The sequence below is a fragment of the Sinorhizobium meliloti genome (assembly GCF_017876815.1).
In the GTDB taxonomy this organism is placed as follows: domain Bacteria; phylum Pseudomonadota; class Alphaproteobacteria; order Rhizobiales; family Rhizobiaceae; genus Sinorhizobium; species Sinorhizobium meliloti.
In genome coordinates this window covers 3,681,300-3,696,521 of the sequence record NZ_JAGIOS010000001.1, presented here as the reverse complement: position 1 = coordinate 3,696,521, position 15,222 = coordinate 3,681,300, and the positions used below count along the sequence as shown (strand labels likewise).

Below are 15,222 nucleotides of genomic sequence, written 5' to 3'. Positions count from 1 at the left end.
AGGCAGAAAACATGATCCAGAAAAATTGGCAGGAATTGATCAAGCCGAACAAGGTGGAGTTCGCCTCCTCCGGCCGCACCAAGGCAACGTTGGTCGCGGAGCCGCTTGAGCGCGGCTTTGGCCTGACGCTCGGCAACGCGCTTCGCCGCGTCCTATTGTCGTCGCTGCGCGGTGCTGCCGTAACCGCGGTTCAGATCGACGGCGTATTGCATGAGTTCTCTTCTATCCCGGGCGTCCGGGAAGACGTGACCGACATCGTGCTCAACATCAAGGAAATCGCCATCAAGATGGATGGCGACGACGCAAAGCGCATGGTCGTGCGCAAGCAGGGTCCGGGCGTCGTGACCGCCGGTGACATTCAGACGGTTGGCGACATCGAGATCCTCAACCCGAACCACGTGATCTGCACCCTCGATGAGGGCGCGGAAATCCGCATGGAGTTCACCGTCAACAACGGCAAGGGCTACGTACCGGCTGACCGCAACCGCTCGGAAGATGCGCCGATCGGCCTCATTCCGGTCGACAGCCTGTACTCTCCGGTCAAGAAGGTCTCCTACAAGGTGGAAAACACCCGTGAAGGCCAGGTTCTCGACTATGACAAGCTGACGATGTCCATCGAAACCGATGGCTCCGTCACCGGCGAAGATGCGATCGCTTTCGCGGCCCGCATCCTTCAGGACCAGCTGTCGGTCTTCGTCAACTTCGACGAGCCGCAGAAGGAAACCGAGGAAGAGGCGGTCACCGAACTCGCCTTCAACCCCGCGCTTCTCAAGAAGGTCGACGAACTGGAGCTTTCCGTCCGTTCGGCCAACTGCCTGAAGAACGACAACATCGTCTATATCGGCGACCTCATTCAGAAGACCGAAGCAGAAATGCTCCGTACGCCGAATTTTGGTCGCAAGTCGCTCAACGAGATCAAGGAAGTTCTCGCTTCCATGGGCCTGCACCTCGGCATGGAAGTGCCGTCCTGGCCGCCGGAGAACATCGAAGACCTCGCCAAGCGTTACGAAGACCAGTACTAACCTATTAGACTGCGGGCGGATGCCTGCAAGTAAAGGAGAATAGCCATGCGCCACGGTAAAGCCGGCCGCAAGCTGAATAGAACCGCCAGCCACCGCAAGGCGATGTTTGCCAACATGGCAGCTTCGCTGATCGAGCACGAGCAGATCGTCACGACCCTGCCGAAGGCCAAGGAAATCCGCCCGATCGTGGAAAAGCTCGTCACGCTCGGCAAGCGCGGCGATCTGCATGCCCGCCGCCAGGCGATCTCGCAGATCCGCGACGTTGCCGTCGTCTCGAAGCTGTTCGACGCGATTGCCTCGCGCTACGCCACCCGCAATGGCGGCTACCTGCGCATCATGAAGGCAGGATTCCGCCAGGGCGACAATGCCCCGCTCGCCGTCATCGAATTCGTCGACCGCGACGTCGACGCCAAGGGTTCGAAGGACCGCGCCCGCGTTTCTGCCGAAGCTGAAGCAGCCGAAGCGGCCTGATTTCGTCAGAGCTGACCAAAGAATGAAAGCGGCCGGGTGATAATTTCACCCGGCCGCTTTTTCTCGTTCTATTGAAAGTGGAAGTAGGTCTTCATCCCTTGTGCTTGTCGCAGGGAAGAGCGCTGCGTCTGCGGCGCTGAAGTCCTTTCAGCCCAAAGACTTGGGCTGGCTGGATTCCTGTGACAGGCACAGGAATGAGGGAGAGGGAGTGCGAGGGCGCAACGGAAACTTTCGCTTGCGGATATGCACGCCAACTCCGGACTTTCCACACCGGCTATGAGAAGTGGACTGTGCCTCTCCGCCCCCCTCATCCCTGTGCTCGTCACAGGGATCCAGCAGCGCCGCGTCTGCGGCGCGGGAGAGCCCTTTGAGCCCAAGGACGTGGCCTGGCTTGCTAGACCTTGGCCGGTGCTCTTCCCCACTGGCCCGTTGTGCCTTTATCCCGCTCTGGCTTGCGACCGCATGGGTGCGGTGCCCTGTCGCCGCCACCGCAGAAACCGCTTTCTGACGGCGCGCCAGGCGACGAGGACCGCCACAAGGAAGAGATACAGCATTTGCTCGGGGCCGACGACCTTGACCGACATGGCGAAATGCAGCGCTCCGGCCGCGGCGATCACGTAGACGAGCCTGTGAAGCTTGTTCCATCGTTGCCCGAGGCGCCTTATCGACCAGTTGTTCGATGTAACCGCCAGCGGGATGAGCAGAACGAGGGCCGCCATGCCGATGGTGATGAAGGGACGACGGGCGATGTCGGCGACAATCGCCGGGAGAAGGAGCGTCTGGTCCAGCACCATATATGTGAGGAAATGCATCATCACATAATAAAAGGCGAGGAGGCCCAGGGCGCGGCGGTATCTGAGCCAGTTGACGCCGAACAGGTCGCGAATCGGCGTGATCGCCAGCGTGGCAATCAGAAAGCGCAGGGCCCAGATGCCGAGCAGGTGCTCGAATTCCTTGACCGCATTTCCGGGCAGCCGACCGGTGGCTCCCAGATAGAACCCCCAGACTGCCGGTAGGAAGCCGAGTATATAGAGCGCCCAGATCGAAGGGCCGTGCAATCGCTTCGGCAGGGCAGGAAGGCTCCGCATCCTCAGAAATTCACGCTGAGGTCCATGCCGGCGTAGAGGCTCGCGACGTCCTCTGCGTAGCCGTTGAAAGGGAGCGTATCGCGGCGGTTGGCGCCGAAGAAGCCGCCTTCGCCGATACGGTTTTCGGTCGCCTGGCTCCAGCGGGGGTGATCGACGGCCGGATTCACATTGGCATAGAAGCCGTATTCACTCGGCCCGGCGAGATTCCAGGTGCACGGCGGCGGCGTTTCGGTGAGCGAGATGCGCACGATCGACTTGATCCCCTTGAAGCCGTATTTCCACGGGACCACCAGGCGGATCGGTGCGCCGTTCTGGTTCGGCAGCGTCTTGCCATAGAGCCCGACGGAGAGGATCGTCAGCGGGTGGCGCGCTTCGTCGAGCCTCAAGCCTTCCCGGTAGGGCCATTCCAGGGGCTGGAAATAACCGGACTGGCCCGGCATTTCCTCGGGCCGGACCACGGTCTCGAAGGCGACATATTTCGCGCTTCCGAGCGGCTCGACCCTGTCGAGGAGCGCGGCCAATGGAAAGCCGATCCAGGGAATGACCATCGACCACGCTTCGACGCAGCGCATCCGGTAAATTCTCTCTTCGAGAGGGAAGGCCAGGAGTTCCTCCAGGCCGAATTCCCGCGGCTTGCCGACCAATCCGTCGACCTTCACCGTCCAGGGCGCCGGCTTGAAGTTTGCCGAGTTGGCAGCCGGATCGCCTTTGCCCGTCCCGAATTCATAGAAGTTGTTGTAGGTGGTGGCGTCCTTTTCCGGCGTTGCGGGGTCATCGGCCCTGTACGTGCTCTTGGACGCCTCGAGTGCGGCCGCGCGGCTTGGCTTGGGTACGCTGAGAGCCAGGCTTCCGGCCGCGGCGGCGATGAAGGTCCGCCGATCCAGGAAGAAGCGCTCCGGTGTGATTTCGGCAGCGGCAATCTTCGGCGCGCGATAGCTGGGCATGGGGTCTCCTCGGTGTCATTCGACTTTTTCTAATACGCAAATGAGCAGAGTTTCGTTCACCGGAAAAGGCTGGCGAGACCACGTTTTCGTGCATGACTCGTGAACGTTGCCTGCGTCCTTGGGAGGCCTAAAGCGCCGCGCGTCTTATCAGACGCGCAAAGGTCGCTGTAGCACTTTGAAGTGCTGCATGTCTTCGTCCTTAAATCGAGGTCGATTTAAGGAGACATGCAGTAGGCCGAGCATCGGCGCGCAATGTGTACTCCCATGAATTCCCTGATGAAACGATCCGTCCTTGCGGCTCCGTTACGCTGAATTGTCGGGCGGCAGGTTTGCCTTTTTCCGTGCGAAATCCTATCTGAACGTAGCAGCAACGAAAGGGAGAATGCTTCATGATCTTCGGCCATCGAGCTCTCGCGGCTCTCGTGCTTGCTGTTGCCATATCGACACCTGCGATGGCCCAGGATGCCAGGACCGTGCCGCAGTCGCGGTCGGAGATGCAGCTCTCTTTCGCGCCACTCGTCAAACAGACTGCGAATGCAGTCGTGAACGTCTATGCCGAGCGCGTGGTGGAGCGCCGCTCGATCTTTGCCGGGGACCCTTTCTTCGAGGAATTCTTCGGACAGCGGATGCCGAATCGCACCGAGAAGCAGTCGTCTCTGGGGTCGGGCGTCATCGTCGGCCGCCATGGCCTGGTCGTGACCAACAACCATGTCATCGAGGGGGCCGACGATATCAAGGTGGCGCTGGCCGACGGGCGTGAGTTTCCCTGCAAGATCATCCTGAAGGATGATCGCCTCGATCTGGCGGTCCTGAAAATCCAGTCGGACGGTCCGTTCGACATCGTCCCGATCGGTGATTCCGACGCGGTGGAGGTCGGCGACCTGGTGCTGGCGATGGGCAATCCTTTCGGCGTCGGGCAGACGGTGACGAGCGGCATCGTGTCGGCGCTCGCCCGCAACCAGATCTCCAACGGCGATTTCGGCTTTTTCATCCAGACGGATGCGGCGATCAATCCGGGCAATTCCGGCGGCGGCCTGATCAACATGAAGGGCGAGTTGATCGGCATCAATACTGCGATTTTTTCGAGAGGCGGCGGTTCCAACGGTGTGGGCTTTGCGATCCCCGCCAACCTGGTCAAGGTTTTCGTTGCCTCCGCTGAAGGAGGCAACGGCTCGTTCATCCGTCCCTTCGTCGGCGCGACCTTCGAGCCGGTGACCTCCGACGTGGCCGAGGCGCTTGGGCTTGAGCGGGCGCGCGGGGCGCTGGTGACGGCGGTCGTCGCAGGCGGTCCGGCCGAGAGCGCCGGCATGCGCCCCGGACAGGTGGTCACCGCCGTCAACGGCATTCCGGTCGAACACCCCGATGCGCTCGGCTATCGTCTGACCACCGTGGGGATCGGTCACGAGGCGCGTGTGACGATTTCGGAAAACGGCGGTGCACGCGAAATCACCCTCAAGCTTGAGCGGGCGCCGGAAACGCAGCCACGAGACGAACGGCTGATCGAGGGGCGCAATCCCTTCGCCGGCGCTGTCGTGGCAAATCTCTCGCCCCGGCTTGCGGACGAGTTGCGCATGCCCACGTCGCTGCAGGGCGTGGTCATCACGGAGATCAATCGCGGCTCGCCGGCTGCGCGTATCGGCCTGGAACCGAAGGACATCGTTCGTTCGGTCAACGGGACGGCAATCGACAGTTCGAAGACGCTGGAAAGCGTCGTCGCCGAGGATGCCTCCTTCTGGCGTGTCGAGATCGAGCGCAACGGTCAGATCATCCGTCAGTTCTTCCGATGAGCGACCTCTTCGCCCCCCATGAGCCTCCGGAAATGGCCTCGGCAAGGCCGCTTGCGGATCGCCTGCGCCCGCGCACGCTGGCGGAGGTGACGGGCCAGGAGCATCTGACCGGCCCGGACGGCGTGCTCACACGGATGATCGCTTCCGGATCCCTCGGATCGATGATCTTCTGGGGCCCACCGGGAACCGGCAAGACAACGGTTGCCCGCCTGCTTTCAGGCGAGGCAGGTCTCGCATTCGAGCAGATTTCGGCAATCTTCTCCGGTGTTGCGGACCTCAAGAAGGTGTTCGAATCTGCCCGCGCCCGGCGCATGTCGGGGCGCCAGACGCTGCTTTTCGTCGACGAGATCCACCGGTTCAACCGGGCGCAGCAGGACAGCTTCCTGCCGGTCATGGAGGATGGCACGGTCATCCTGGTCGGCGCCACCACCGAGAATCCGTCTTTCGAGCTTAACGCCGCGCTTTTGTCGCGGGCCCGCGTCTTGACGTTCAAGCCGCATGACGAAGCCAGCCTCGAGGAACTCCTGAAGCGGGCCGAGGCGGCCGAGGGCAAACCGCTGCCGCTGGATGACGAGGCTCGCGCCAGCCTGATCCGCATGGCGGACGGGGACGGCCGGGCGGTGCTGACGCTCGCGGAAGAGGTATGGCGGGCGGCGCGCCGGGAGGAGATATTCGATTCCGCCGGGCTTCAGGAGATCGTCCAGCGCCGCGCGCCGGTATACGACAAGGGCCAGGACGGTCATTACAACCTGATCTCGGCGCTTCATAAGTCCGTTCGGGGGTCCGATCCGGACGCGGCGCTCTATTATCTCTGCCGCATGTTCGATGCCGGGGAGGATCCGCTCTATATAGGCAGACGGCTCGTGCGGATGGCGGTCGAGGATATCGGCCTCGCCGATCCGCAGGCACTGGCGATCTGCAATGCCGCCAAGGATGCCTATGATTATCTCGGGTCCCCCGAAGGGGAACTGGCTCTTGCAGAGGCCTGCGTCTATCTCGCCACGGCGCCGAAGTCCAACGCGGTCTATACCGCCTACAAGGCGGCGATGCGCGCGGCCAAGGAGAACGGATCTCTGCTGCCGCCGAAGCACATTCTCAACGCTCCGACGAAGCTCATGAAGGGGGAAGGCTACGGCGAGGGCTATCGCTACGATCATGACGAGCCCGACGCATTTTCCGGCCAGGATTATTTCCCCGAGAAGATGGGCAGAAAGACCTTTTACGACCCTCCGGAGCGCGGCTTCGAACGCGAGATCCGCAAGCGGCTGGAGTGGTGGAACAAGCTTCGGCGCGACCGGAATTCGTGAGGGCCGATCCAGCTCTGTCACGCCAGCAGGGCTGCCGTGCCAGAGGATGCCTTGCTGTCCGGATGAGCCCGTGGCATAGAAGGATCACATCGCAGACGGCTGCACGGATCGAATGGATCCGAACTTCCGCGGGGACGGCCTCGCTCCACATGAAGGAGTTCGAAATGGCCTGGTTCACGCTGTTGCTCGCCGGAATTCTCGAAATCGGTTGGGCGATCGGTCTCAAATACACGGATGGATTTACGCGGTTCACGCCGACTGTGCTGACGGTCGGGTCGATGATCCTGAGCGTCGTTCTGCTCGGAATAGCGGTGCGTTCGCTGCCGCTCGGCACGGCCTATGCCGTCTGGACGGGGATCGGCACCGTGGGTACGGTCATTCTCGGCATCATTTTGTTCGCAGAGCCCGCAACGGCGATGCGCCTCGGCTGCATCGGCCTCATCGTCGCGGGCATCGCCGGTCTGAAGCTCGTCGGCTGACGGGTTCGACCACTGAGATTCGGCCCCTCATCCGGCCTGCCGGCCACCTTTTCCCCGCAAGCGGGGCTCTAAAACGGGGAGAACGTGCCGGCAGGCGGATGAGGGGCGAGCCACCGTCATCGTCACTTCAGCGCGTCGAGCACGACCGCGGCAGCCAGCATTTCCCGCCAGCGGTTTTCGCGGCGTCTGAATGCCTCTTCGTCTGTTCCCCACTGTTCGATCTGCCAATCCTCGTCGACATGAGCGGCAGCCCATGCCTGTTCGGCGGAGAGCCTGCCCATGGCGAGGGCAAGGGCGAGCAGGGCGGATCCGGTCAGGCTGGTGACGGTGTGCAGGCAGGCGAGGCCGAGGGGTGTCGCAAAGCCGCGCAGGCCTTCGGCAAAGGCCGAGACCGCCTCCGCCGGCTGTTCCTGATGGATGACGCCTTCGACGAGAATGAACCGGGCGCCGAGCGTCCGGGCGGCCCAGTCGATTATCGGATTCCAGTGTTCGTTCTGCCGAGCGACGAGTTCCTTCGGGCTGTCGGCCCGATAGCAGAGGAGATCGCTGCCGACAAAACGGAGAATGTCGTCGAAGACCGCACGATCGTCGAGCGCAACTCCGTCGATCGCGGTGTTGACGATCCGCGTGAGCGGCATCGCCGATGGATCGATAACGTCGGTCTGGGCGTCCCACTCGGCTGCCAGCAGCCCCGCGAGCTTTTCGGTAGGGACGGTGAACGCCCGTTTGGCCGGTGTGCGCACCGACCTTCCGTCGAGAAGCACGGCGTATCCGCCGTCATCCGCCGGTGCGGCGCTCGCCTGCTTGTAGAAGCGTTTCGGCAGCGGTTTCTGCATCTGTATCTGGGCCCGGCGCACGGGATCGTCGTGGCTCAGCGCACCACTCAGTTCGTCGCGAATATCAGGCATGGTTGCGGTCCATCCATTCGATTATGTCTGCCGGCACGCGGGCGATGTGATCCGCGCCGGATACCATCAGCTCCGGCACACTGGCGTAACCCCAGGCGACGCCCAGGGCATCGGCGCCGGCGGCCTTCGCCATCTGCATGTCATAGATCGCGTCGCCGATCACGATCGTGTCGCGGGGATCGACTCCGGCTTCCGCGCAGCACTCCATCACCATGGCGGGATGCGGCTTCGAGGGACAGTCGTCCGCAGTGCGGGAGACGAAGAAAATCTTGTCGAATCCATGCGTCGCCGCGATATGCGTCAGACCTCGCCTCGATTTGCCGGTGACGGCACCGATCAGCAGTTCGTCGCGTCCGGCCAGAGTCTGCATCATCTCCGCAATGCCCGGAAACAGCGCTTCGCTGCAGCCGGGCTCGCCTCGTACCGAAGCGAATATAGATTTGTAATGCGCCGTCATTGCGGTCGCCCGGTCGTCGACGTGTTCCTGCCCCATGAGCCGGGCAATCGCGATATCGAGGGTGAGGCCGATGATCGCCTTGGTCGCGTCCGATGTCGGGCGATCCAGATCGAACGCCTCGAAGGTGCGGGCCATTACCTCATGGATCAGTCCCGCGCTGTCGACGAGCGTTCCGTCGCAATCGAAAAGGACGAGCTTCATCACTCTTCCTCGCCGGCGGCGTTCTCGTCGAAGCCGAGCAGGTTCCAGCTCTGCACCATGTGCTGGGGCAGGGGAGCGGTGATCTTCAGCCGCCCGCCGTTCGGATGCGGAATGTCTATGTGCCGCGCGTGAAGATGCAGCCGGTTCTGCATGCCGCCGGGGAAGGTCCAGTTGACGTCGGCTTCGAAGTATTTCGGATCGCCGATGATCGGATGGCCGATATGGGCGGCGTGGACGCGCAGCTGGTGCGTGCGGCCGGTATAGGGTTCCATTTCCAGCCAGGCGAGGTTCTGGCCGGCTTGCTCGACGATCCGGTAATAGGAGATGGCGTGGTCGGCGCCATCCTCGCCGTGCTTGGCAATCCGAACACGGTCGCCATCGGGCGTGGGCTCCTTTACGAGCCAGGTGGAAATCTTGTCTTCCCGCTTGCGCGGCACGCCCCTGACCAGAGCCCAGTACGTCTTCTTGGTGTCGCGCTCGCGAAACGCCGCGGTCAGCTGTTGCGCAGCCCCGCGCGTGCGGGCGACGACAAGTACGCCCGACGTATCACGGTCGAGACGATGGACGAGGCGCGGCTTTTCGCCCTTCTGGCTGGTCCATGCCTCGAGCATCTTGTCTATATGCCGGTTGACGCCCGAGCCGCCCTGAACGGCAAGGCCCGCCGGTTTGTTGAGCACGATGACCTTGGCATCCTCATGCAGCACCATGCGCGACAGAAGCTCGCCGTCCGGCGATTGGCGCAGGTCACGGCCTCCGATCGGCCCGGATTTCGCTTCCTTCGGATCGACGCCCAGCGGCGGAATGCGGATCGTCTGACCGGGTTGTATGCGCGTGTCGGATTTTGCCCGCGCCCCATCCACGCGGATCTGTCCGGAACGCAGCAGCTTCTGCAGCGGACCGAAGCCCAGTCCGGGGAAATGCACCTTGAACCAGCGGTCGAGACGCATTCCCGCTTCGTCGCTGTCAACCTGCCTGTGTTCTATGCCCGCCATCTTGCAGAAATCCGCCTTCTTTTCCTTAAAGGCTGGCTTTAGACCATTGCGCGCATCAGGGCCAGCCCGGCGAACACGGCAAGTATCGAAAGACCGACGCTCGCCACGATATAGGCGAGGCCACTCATCGTCTGCCCGTGTTCCAGAAGGGCGATCGCGTCGAGCGAAAAGGCCGAGAACGTCGTGTAGCCCCCCAGAACGCCGGTGATCAGGAACACGCGCATTTCCGGCGAGGCACCCATCTTGTGCATGATGAATTCCGCCAGAAAACCGATCAGAAAGGAGCCAGTGACGTTCACGAACAGCGTCCCCCAGGGAAAGGCGGGACCGGCGCGCTGCAGCATCCAGAGGCCGATGAGGTAGCGCAGGACGGAGCCGAGGGCGCCGCCGGCACCGACGAGGAGGATATGGTTCATCAAATCGTTCCGATCCGAGAAGGCTGCATCATGTCAGCCGAGCCTCTCGGCGTGCCACCTGAGATGGTCGTCCATGAAGGTCGAGATGAAATAATAGGAATGGTCGTAACGCTCGTGCATCCGGAGCGTAAGCCCGATGTCCGTTCCTTTGACGGCTTCTTCGAACAGCCAGGGGCGCAGACCGTTTTCGAGGAAGCTATCCGCCTTGCCCTGGTCGATCAGGAATTCCGGGAAGCGGGCGCCGTCCTCGACGAGGGCGCAGGCATCGTATTCCCGCCAGGCGGCCTTATCGGGGCCGAGATACTTCTCGAAGGCACCGACCGACCAGTCGGCGGAAGACGGCGCGACGATCGGCGCGAAGGCGGAGCAACTCTTGAAACGCTCGGGGTGCTTGAGAGCGACCGTGATGGCGCCATGCCCGCCCATCGAGTGGCCGAAGATACCCTGGCGGCCCATATCCACGCGGAAATGCTGGCCGACGAGGGCCGGGAGTTCTTCTGTGATGTAGCTGTACATCCGATAGTGCTCGGCCCAGGGCTTCTCCGTTGCATCGAGATAGAAGCCGGCGCCCTTGCCCATCTGCCAGTTGGTGAGCTCATCGGGAACATCCGCTCCTCTTGGGCTCGTATCCGGGCAGACGATGATGAGCCCCAGCTCCGAGGCCATACGCCGGTACTCGCCTTTCTCCATGACATTGGCGTGGGTGCAGGTGAGGCCGGAAAGATACCAGAGAACGGGGCGAGGCTCCGTGATCGCCTGCGGCGGGACGAAGACGGCGAAGGTCATTTCGCCTTTGCAGGCCGTGGAATCATGAGCGTAGACGCCCTGCATGCCGCCGAAGGCCGTGTTTTGCGAGATTACTTTCATTCTTGGCTCCTGAATTTCATGGGGTGGCGCCTGCAAGCTGAACCGCGGCATTGACGGCGGCGGCGACGAGCACCGTGTTGAAGAAGAACGAGACGATCGCGTGCATCAGGTTGACGCGGCGCATCGCCGTTGTCGTGATGGCGACGTCCGAAGTCTGCGCCGTCATCCCGATGACGAAGGCGAAATAGAGGAAATCGTATCCGCCGGGGCTGTCGGTCTCCGGGAATGCAAGACCGCGCGCTGCGGGATTGCTGGCGGGATCATTGCGGCCGGCAAGCCAGTAAAGATGAGCATAATGCAGCGCCGCCATGGTGTGGATCGTCGCCCAGCCGAGCGCAACCGCTGCGAAGGCGATGGACAGCCCCACAGTGCCGCCGCCCCCGGCGCGGTTCAGCGCGAGGAACAGGGCCACCAGCGAAGTTGCCGCGGCAACGAGCGTCACGAGAAAGATGATCGGCTCCGGCTCGCCCGTGTCGCGCGCATTGGCCTCGAGATAGCTGCCAGTCAGTTTGGGAAGCCGCAAAGCCGTGATCGACAGATAGATAAGGAAAAAGAGGATGGCGGCGACCTCGATTGCTTCTGCGCGGAAGAATGCAAAACCGATCGGCAGGCTGAGCAACCCGCCCGTCAGGGCGAGATAGAACGGCCAGTGCCGCAGGCCTGCCTTCCGATCCATTCGTCGCCTCCGTTCGCCGGTTCTACCTTTTTACCCGTCGGCAGAGTCGGTCAAGCGTTTCGAGAAAGGCGGAGCGGTCGCGGGAGGTGAGGGCGGCGTTGTAGCCTTTGCTTTCCCCGGTCTCCCTGAGATGGGCCGAGAGATCGCGCATCGCGGATGCCATGCCGATGTTGGTCTCGTCGAAGACGCGCCCGGTCGGACCGGTGACGAGTGCCCCGGCGCCGACGCAGCGCACGGCAAGCGGCACGTCGGCAGTGACGACGATATCGCCGTCCTTGGCGCGTTCGGCGATCCAATCATCCGCTGCGTCGAAACCGGCCGACACGATGACGTTGCGAACCATCGGATCGCGCGAGGGACGCAGGCCGGAATTGGCGACGAAGGTCACCTCGAGACCATGGCGCTCGGCCACCTTCAGGATTTCCGGCTTTACCGGGCATGCATCGGCATCGACATAGATCATCGAGTAGTTTCCGGCGGGAGAAAAAGCGCCGGATTCAATGATCTCCGGCGCTTTCCTGAGTGAGATTGCGAACTCAGTAGACGACGACAGAGCGAATGCTCTCGCCGGAATGCATGAGCTCGAAACCCTTGTTGATGTCCTCGAGCGGCATGGTGTGGGTGATCATCGGATCGATCTCGATCTTGCCCTCCATGTACCAGTCGACGATCTTCGGCACATCGGTGCGGCCGCGCGCGCCGCCAAACGCGGTGCCCATCCAGGTGCGGCCGGTGACGAGCTGGAACGGCCTGGTCGAAATCTCCTGGCCGGCGCCGGCGACGCCGATGATCACCGACTTGCCCCAGCCGCGATGCGAGGCTTCGAGCGCCTGGCGCATGACCTTGGTGTTGCCGGTGCAGTCGAAGGTGTAGTCGGCGCCGCCGATCTGGTCGGCACCGCGCTTCGTCAGGTTGACGAGATAGGGGACGATGTCGTCGCCGACCTCCTTCGGATTGACGAAGTGGGTCATGCCGAACTTTTCGCCCCAGGGCTTCTTGTCGTTGTTGAGGTCGACGCCGATGATCATGTCGGCGCCGGCAAGGTGAAGCCCCTGGATGACGTTGAGCCCGATGCCGCCGAGGCCGAAGACGATGGCGGTGGCGCCGATCTCGACCTTGGCGGTGTTGATCACCGCGCCGATGCCGGTGGTGACGCCGCAGCCGATATAGCAGATCTTGTCGAAGGGGGCGTCCGGATTGACCTTGGCGAGCGCGATCTCCGGCAGCACGGTGAAGTTCGAGAAGGTCGAGCAGCCCATATAATGGTGGATCTTGTCGCCGTTGATCGAGAACCGCGAGCTGCCGTCCGGCATCAGCCCTTGCCCCTGGGTGGCGCGGATGGCGGTGCACAGATTGGTCTTGCGGCTGAGGCAGGAGGGGCAGGAGCGGCATTCCGGCGTATAGAGCGGGATGACGTGGTCGCCCTTCTTCACCGAGGTGACGCCGGGGCCGACATCGACGACGATGCCGGCGCCCTCATGACCGAGGATCGCCGGGAACAGCCCCTCCGGATCGGCCCCCGACAGCGTGAAATCGTCGGTATGGCAGATGCCGGTCGCCTTCACCTCGACCAGCACCTCGCCGGCCCGCGGGCCTTCGAGCTGCACGGTCATGACCTCCAGCGGCTTGCCGGCTTCCAAGGCCACGGCGGCGCGTACGTCCATTTCTCTACTCCATCAACTAAGAACAACGAGGCGGGGCGACCGTCATATCGCGCCGGCCGCCGCCGGCAAGAGGAAAAATCCTATCCGATCACCGAACGTCCTGGTCGAGGCGTTCGAACTCCATCTCGAGCGCCGCAATGGCCTCGGCGGTTTGCTCATGCAGCTTCTTTACGAGATCCAGCTGCTTGCGAAGTTCGTCCCCCGAAGCATCTCCAGTGCTATCATCCGGTGCGCGTCCGATACCGGCCATCAGCCAGGCGGGCGTCACGCCAAGCACGCCGGCCAGCATGAACAGGCGATTCGCCCGTGGCTCGGCGCGATCGCGTTCCCAGGAAGAAATGGTGTCGTTGCGGACACCGAGCTTGCTGGCCAGCTCCTTCGTAGAGAGCCCCGTCGCGTCACGGGCTCTCCAGATACGACCGCCCAGCGTATCGCCGTCTCCTGTCTCGCGCAGACGTGCAATCGCATTCTCGGTTGATAACAGCATGGTAGCTCCTCTCGCCTGTTGTCGTTGTCGGGTGCCGAGGCACCCTGACTGCCCGCGGTGGGGCGAAGGTGAAGGGAGCTTATAGGCTTTTCCTTGCGGATGGGGCAATGTGAAGCGGCAAAAAGACGGCTAAAAGCGGCTTTGCCGCCATTTCGGACCGAGCAACGTGCTGTGGAACCCTGCTATTCGTTCTCGGTGCGGGTCGGGCCGAAGACCCTTTCGAAGGCTTCCCTCAGCCTGATATCGACGTCGGCCATCATGACGGGCAGACCGAGATCGACGAGGCTGGTGACACCATAGCCGCGAATTCCGCAAGGCACGATGCCCCCGAAATGCTCGAGGTCCGGATCGACGTTCAACGACAATCCGTGAAAGCTTACCCATTTGCGCAAGCGAATGCCGATGGCCGCTATCTTGTCCTCCGCCATCGAGCCGTCCATGAGCGGCGGCTTCTCCGGGCGGCGCACCCAGACGCCGACACGATCTTCACGGCGTTCGCCCTTGACGTTCATGGAATCGAGCGTGGCGATGATGACGCTCTCGAGTGCGGCGACAAATCCGCGGACGTCCTGGCGTCTGCGCTTCAAGTCGAGCATGACGTAGACGACCCGCTGCCCGGGACCGTGATAGGTGTACTCGCCGCCTCTTCCTGTTGCGAAAACCGGGAGCAGATCCGGCATCACGAGGTCGGCGGCGTTGGCGCTGGTTCCCGCGGTGTAAAGCGGCGGGTGCTCGACCAGCCAGACCAGCTCGTCGGCGGTGCCGTCCGCGATCGCAGCAGCCTCGCGTTCCATCGTCTCGACGGCCTCCGGATAATCGACGAGGGAAGGCGCAATGCGCCACCGCACCGGCGGTGCATCCGGCGGAGCGAACATGCTCTGGATAAGGTCTTCGCGTTGCATGGGAACCTTGCGAATGCTGATTTTTTCCGGCCTGTACATGGGGTCGCCGACGGCAAGAGTCCAGCGTTTCCAGTGGTTCGCGGGGAGCCGATCGAAATAGTTTTGTTTCTCGTCAAATTTCTGTCGTCATGCACTTGTGCACCCGGAATCCTTTTGCTACATGCAGCCCCGCCGACGCAATCGGCACCTACCACGATGCGGTCGTGGCGGAATTGGTAGACGCGCAGCGTTGAGGTCGCTGTGGGGCAACCCGTGGAAGTTCGAGTCTTCTCGACCGCACCATCTAAGATGAAGAAGCCCCCGTAACCAGATGGTTCCGCGGGTTTTTTTATTTTTAATCCTCCTTCACGACGTTGTTGCTGGACGCGGTAGGACGCGAGGACTATCCTCTGAACTACGGCGCATAATGGCTCGGCGTCATGCCTCGGGCCGCAGCGTCGTCCAGGTCTCTGCTCCGTGCCGATGCGGAGCGCCCGCCAACGCATCGATATGGCGGTGCCCGATCACGAAATCACCGTCCTGCATGATGTTGTTGATGGCTAAATTCGTGGAAT

The 15,222-nt window shown here is 62.5% G+C and carries 17 protein-coding genes and 1 tRNA gene; 6 read left to right on the top strand and 12 right to left on the bottom strand.

Going from position 1 to position 15,222, the window contains the following annotated elements:
* Nucleotides 1-11: 11 nt before the first annotated feature.
* A complete protein-coding gene (locus JOH52_RS17940; RefSeq protein WP_003536494.1) occupies nt 12-1,022 on the top strand; it encodes a DNA-directed RNA polymerase subunit alpha in 1,011 nt (336 codons plus the stop codon).
* A 45-nt stretch (nt 1,023-1,067) separates the two neighbouring features.
* Complete coding sequence (gene rplQ / locus JOH52_RS17935) at nt 1,068-1,493, top strand: 50S ribosomal protein L17 (protein ID WP_003536492.1); 426 nt, start codon at nt 1,068-1,070, stop codon at nt 1,491-1,493.
* A gap of 437 nt (nt 1,494-1,930) precedes the next feature.
* Here the strand turns inward: rplQ and msrQ are convergent, their stop codons facing one another.
* Both msrQ and msrP read right to left on the bottom strand, forming a co-directional pair.
* The gene (gene msrQ / locus JOH52_RS17930) at nt 1,931-2,581 is read right to left on the bottom strand and encodes a protein-methionine-sulfoxide reductase heme-binding subunit MsrQ (protein ID WP_003536490.1); all 651 of its coding nucleotides are present in this window, start codon (nt 2,579-2,581) and stop codon (nt 1,931-1,933) included.
* A 2-nt stretch (nt 2,582-2,583) separates the two neighbouring features.
* Nucleotides 2,584-3,525: a protein-methionine-sulfoxide reductase catalytic subunit MsrP gene (gene msrP / locus JOH52_RS17925; protein ID WP_013844298.1), complete on the bottom strand. Its 942-nt coding sequence runs from the start codon at nt 3,523-3,525 to the stop codon at nt 2,584-2,586.
* A gap of 389 nt (nt 3,526-3,914) precedes the next feature.
* On the opposite strand from msrP, the gene JOH52_RS17920 reads away from it, so the two are divergent.
* The 3 genes from JOH52_RS17920 (at nt 3,915) to sugE (ending at nt 7,098) form a co-directional block, all read left to right on the top strand.
* Nucleotides 3,915-5,312: a DegQ family serine endoprotease gene (locus JOH52_RS17920; protein WP_014529705.1), complete on the top strand. Its 1,398-nt coding sequence runs from the start codon at nt 3,915-3,917 to the stop codon at nt 5,310-5,312.
* Entirely contained in the window at nt 5,309-6,619 is a 1,311-nt protein-coding gene (locus JOH52_RS17915; RefSeq protein ID WP_014529704.1) for a replication-associated recombination protein A, read from the top strand. Before JOH52_RS17920 ends, JOH52_RS17915 begins: the two co-directional genes overlap by 4 nt.
* Nucleotides 6,620-6,783: 164 nt before the next feature.
* A complete protein-coding gene (gene sugE, locus JOH52_RS17910; RefSeq protein WP_014529703.1) occupies nt 6,784-7,098 on the top strand; it encodes a quaternary ammonium compound efflux SMR transporter SugE in 315 nt (104 codons plus the stop codon).
* A 122-nt stretch (nt 7,099-7,220) separates the two neighbouring features.
* On the opposite strand, the gene JOH52_RS17905 is transcribed toward sugE, so the two are convergent.
* From JOH52_RS17905 to lipB, 10 genes are all read right to left on the bottom strand, one after another.
* Nucleotides 7,221-8,006, bottom strand: coding sequence for an ATP12 family chaperone protein (locus tag JOH52_RS17905; protein ID WP_014529702.1), 786 nt, complete (start codon nt 8,004-8,006; stop codon nt 7,221-7,223).
* Nucleotides 7,999-8,664 (bottom strand): HAD-IA family hydrolase, encoded by a 666-nt coding sequence (locus JOH52_RS17900; protein ID WP_003537405.1) that lies wholly within the window; start codon nt 8,662-8,664, stop codon nt 7,999-8,001. The genes JOH52_RS17905 and JOH52_RS17900 overlap by 8 nt, the downstream gene beginning before the upstream one ends.
* A complete protein-coding gene (locus JOH52_RS17895; RefSeq protein ID WP_003537406.1) occupies nt 8,664-9,656 on the bottom strand; it encodes an RluA family pseudouridine synthase in 993 nt (330 codons plus the stop codon). The genes JOH52_RS17900 and JOH52_RS17895 overlap by 1 nt, the downstream gene beginning before the upstream one ends.
* Before the next feature lie 38 nt (nt 9,657-9,694).
* Complete coding sequence (gene crcB / locus JOH52_RS17890; protein WP_014529701.1) at nt 9,695-10,072, bottom strand: fluoride efflux transporter CrcB; 378 nt, start codon at nt 10,070-10,072, stop codon at nt 9,695-9,697.
* A 33-nt stretch (nt 10,073-10,105) separates the two neighbouring features.
* Nucleotides 10,106-10,939 (bottom strand): S-formylglutathione hydrolase, encoded by an 834-nt coding sequence (gene fghA / locus JOH52_RS17885; protein ID WP_014529700.1) that lies wholly within the window; start codon nt 10,937-10,939, stop codon nt 10,106-10,108.
* A gap of 16 nt (nt 10,940-10,955) precedes the next feature.
* The gene (locus tag JOH52_RS17880) at nt 10,956-11,615 is read right to left on the bottom strand and encodes a DUF1345 domain-containing protein (protein WP_003537409.1); all 660 of its coding nucleotides are present in this window, start codon (nt 11,613-11,615) and stop codon (nt 10,956-10,958) included.
* Nucleotides 11,616-11,637: 22 nt separating this feature from the next.
* Nucleotides 11,638-12,078: a YaiI/YqxD family protein gene (locus tag JOH52_RS17875; RefSeq protein WP_003537410.1), complete on the bottom strand. Its 441-nt coding sequence runs from the start codon at nt 12,076-12,078 to the stop codon at nt 11,638-11,640.
* Nucleotides 12,079-12,151: 73 nt separating this feature from the next.
* Nucleotides 12,152-13,279, bottom strand: coding sequence for an S-(hydroxymethyl)glutathione dehydrogenase/class III alcohol dehydrogenase (locus JOH52_RS17870; protein WP_014529699.1), 1,128 nt, complete (start codon nt 13,277-13,279; stop codon nt 12,152-12,154).
* A gap of 88 nt (nt 13,280-13,367) precedes the next feature.
* Entirely contained in the window at nt 13,368-13,766 is a 399-nt protein-coding gene (locus JOH52_RS17865) for a helix-turn-helix domain-containing protein (RefSeq protein WP_003536742.1), read from the bottom strand.
* A gap of 182 nt (nt 13,767-13,948) precedes the next feature.
* Complete coding sequence (gene lipB / locus JOH52_RS17860) at nt 13,949-14,707, bottom strand: lipoyl(octanoyl) transferase LipB (protein WP_003536740.1); 759 nt, start codon at nt 14,705-14,707, stop codon at nt 13,949-13,951.
* A 158-nt stretch (nt 14,708-14,865) separates the two neighbouring features.
* Here lipB and JOH52_RS17855 point away from each other — a divergent pair.
* Nucleotides 14,866-14,950 (top strand) — tRNA-Leu (locus tag JOH52_RS17855).
* The last annotated feature ends 272 nt before the right edge of the window (nt 14,951-15,222 follow it).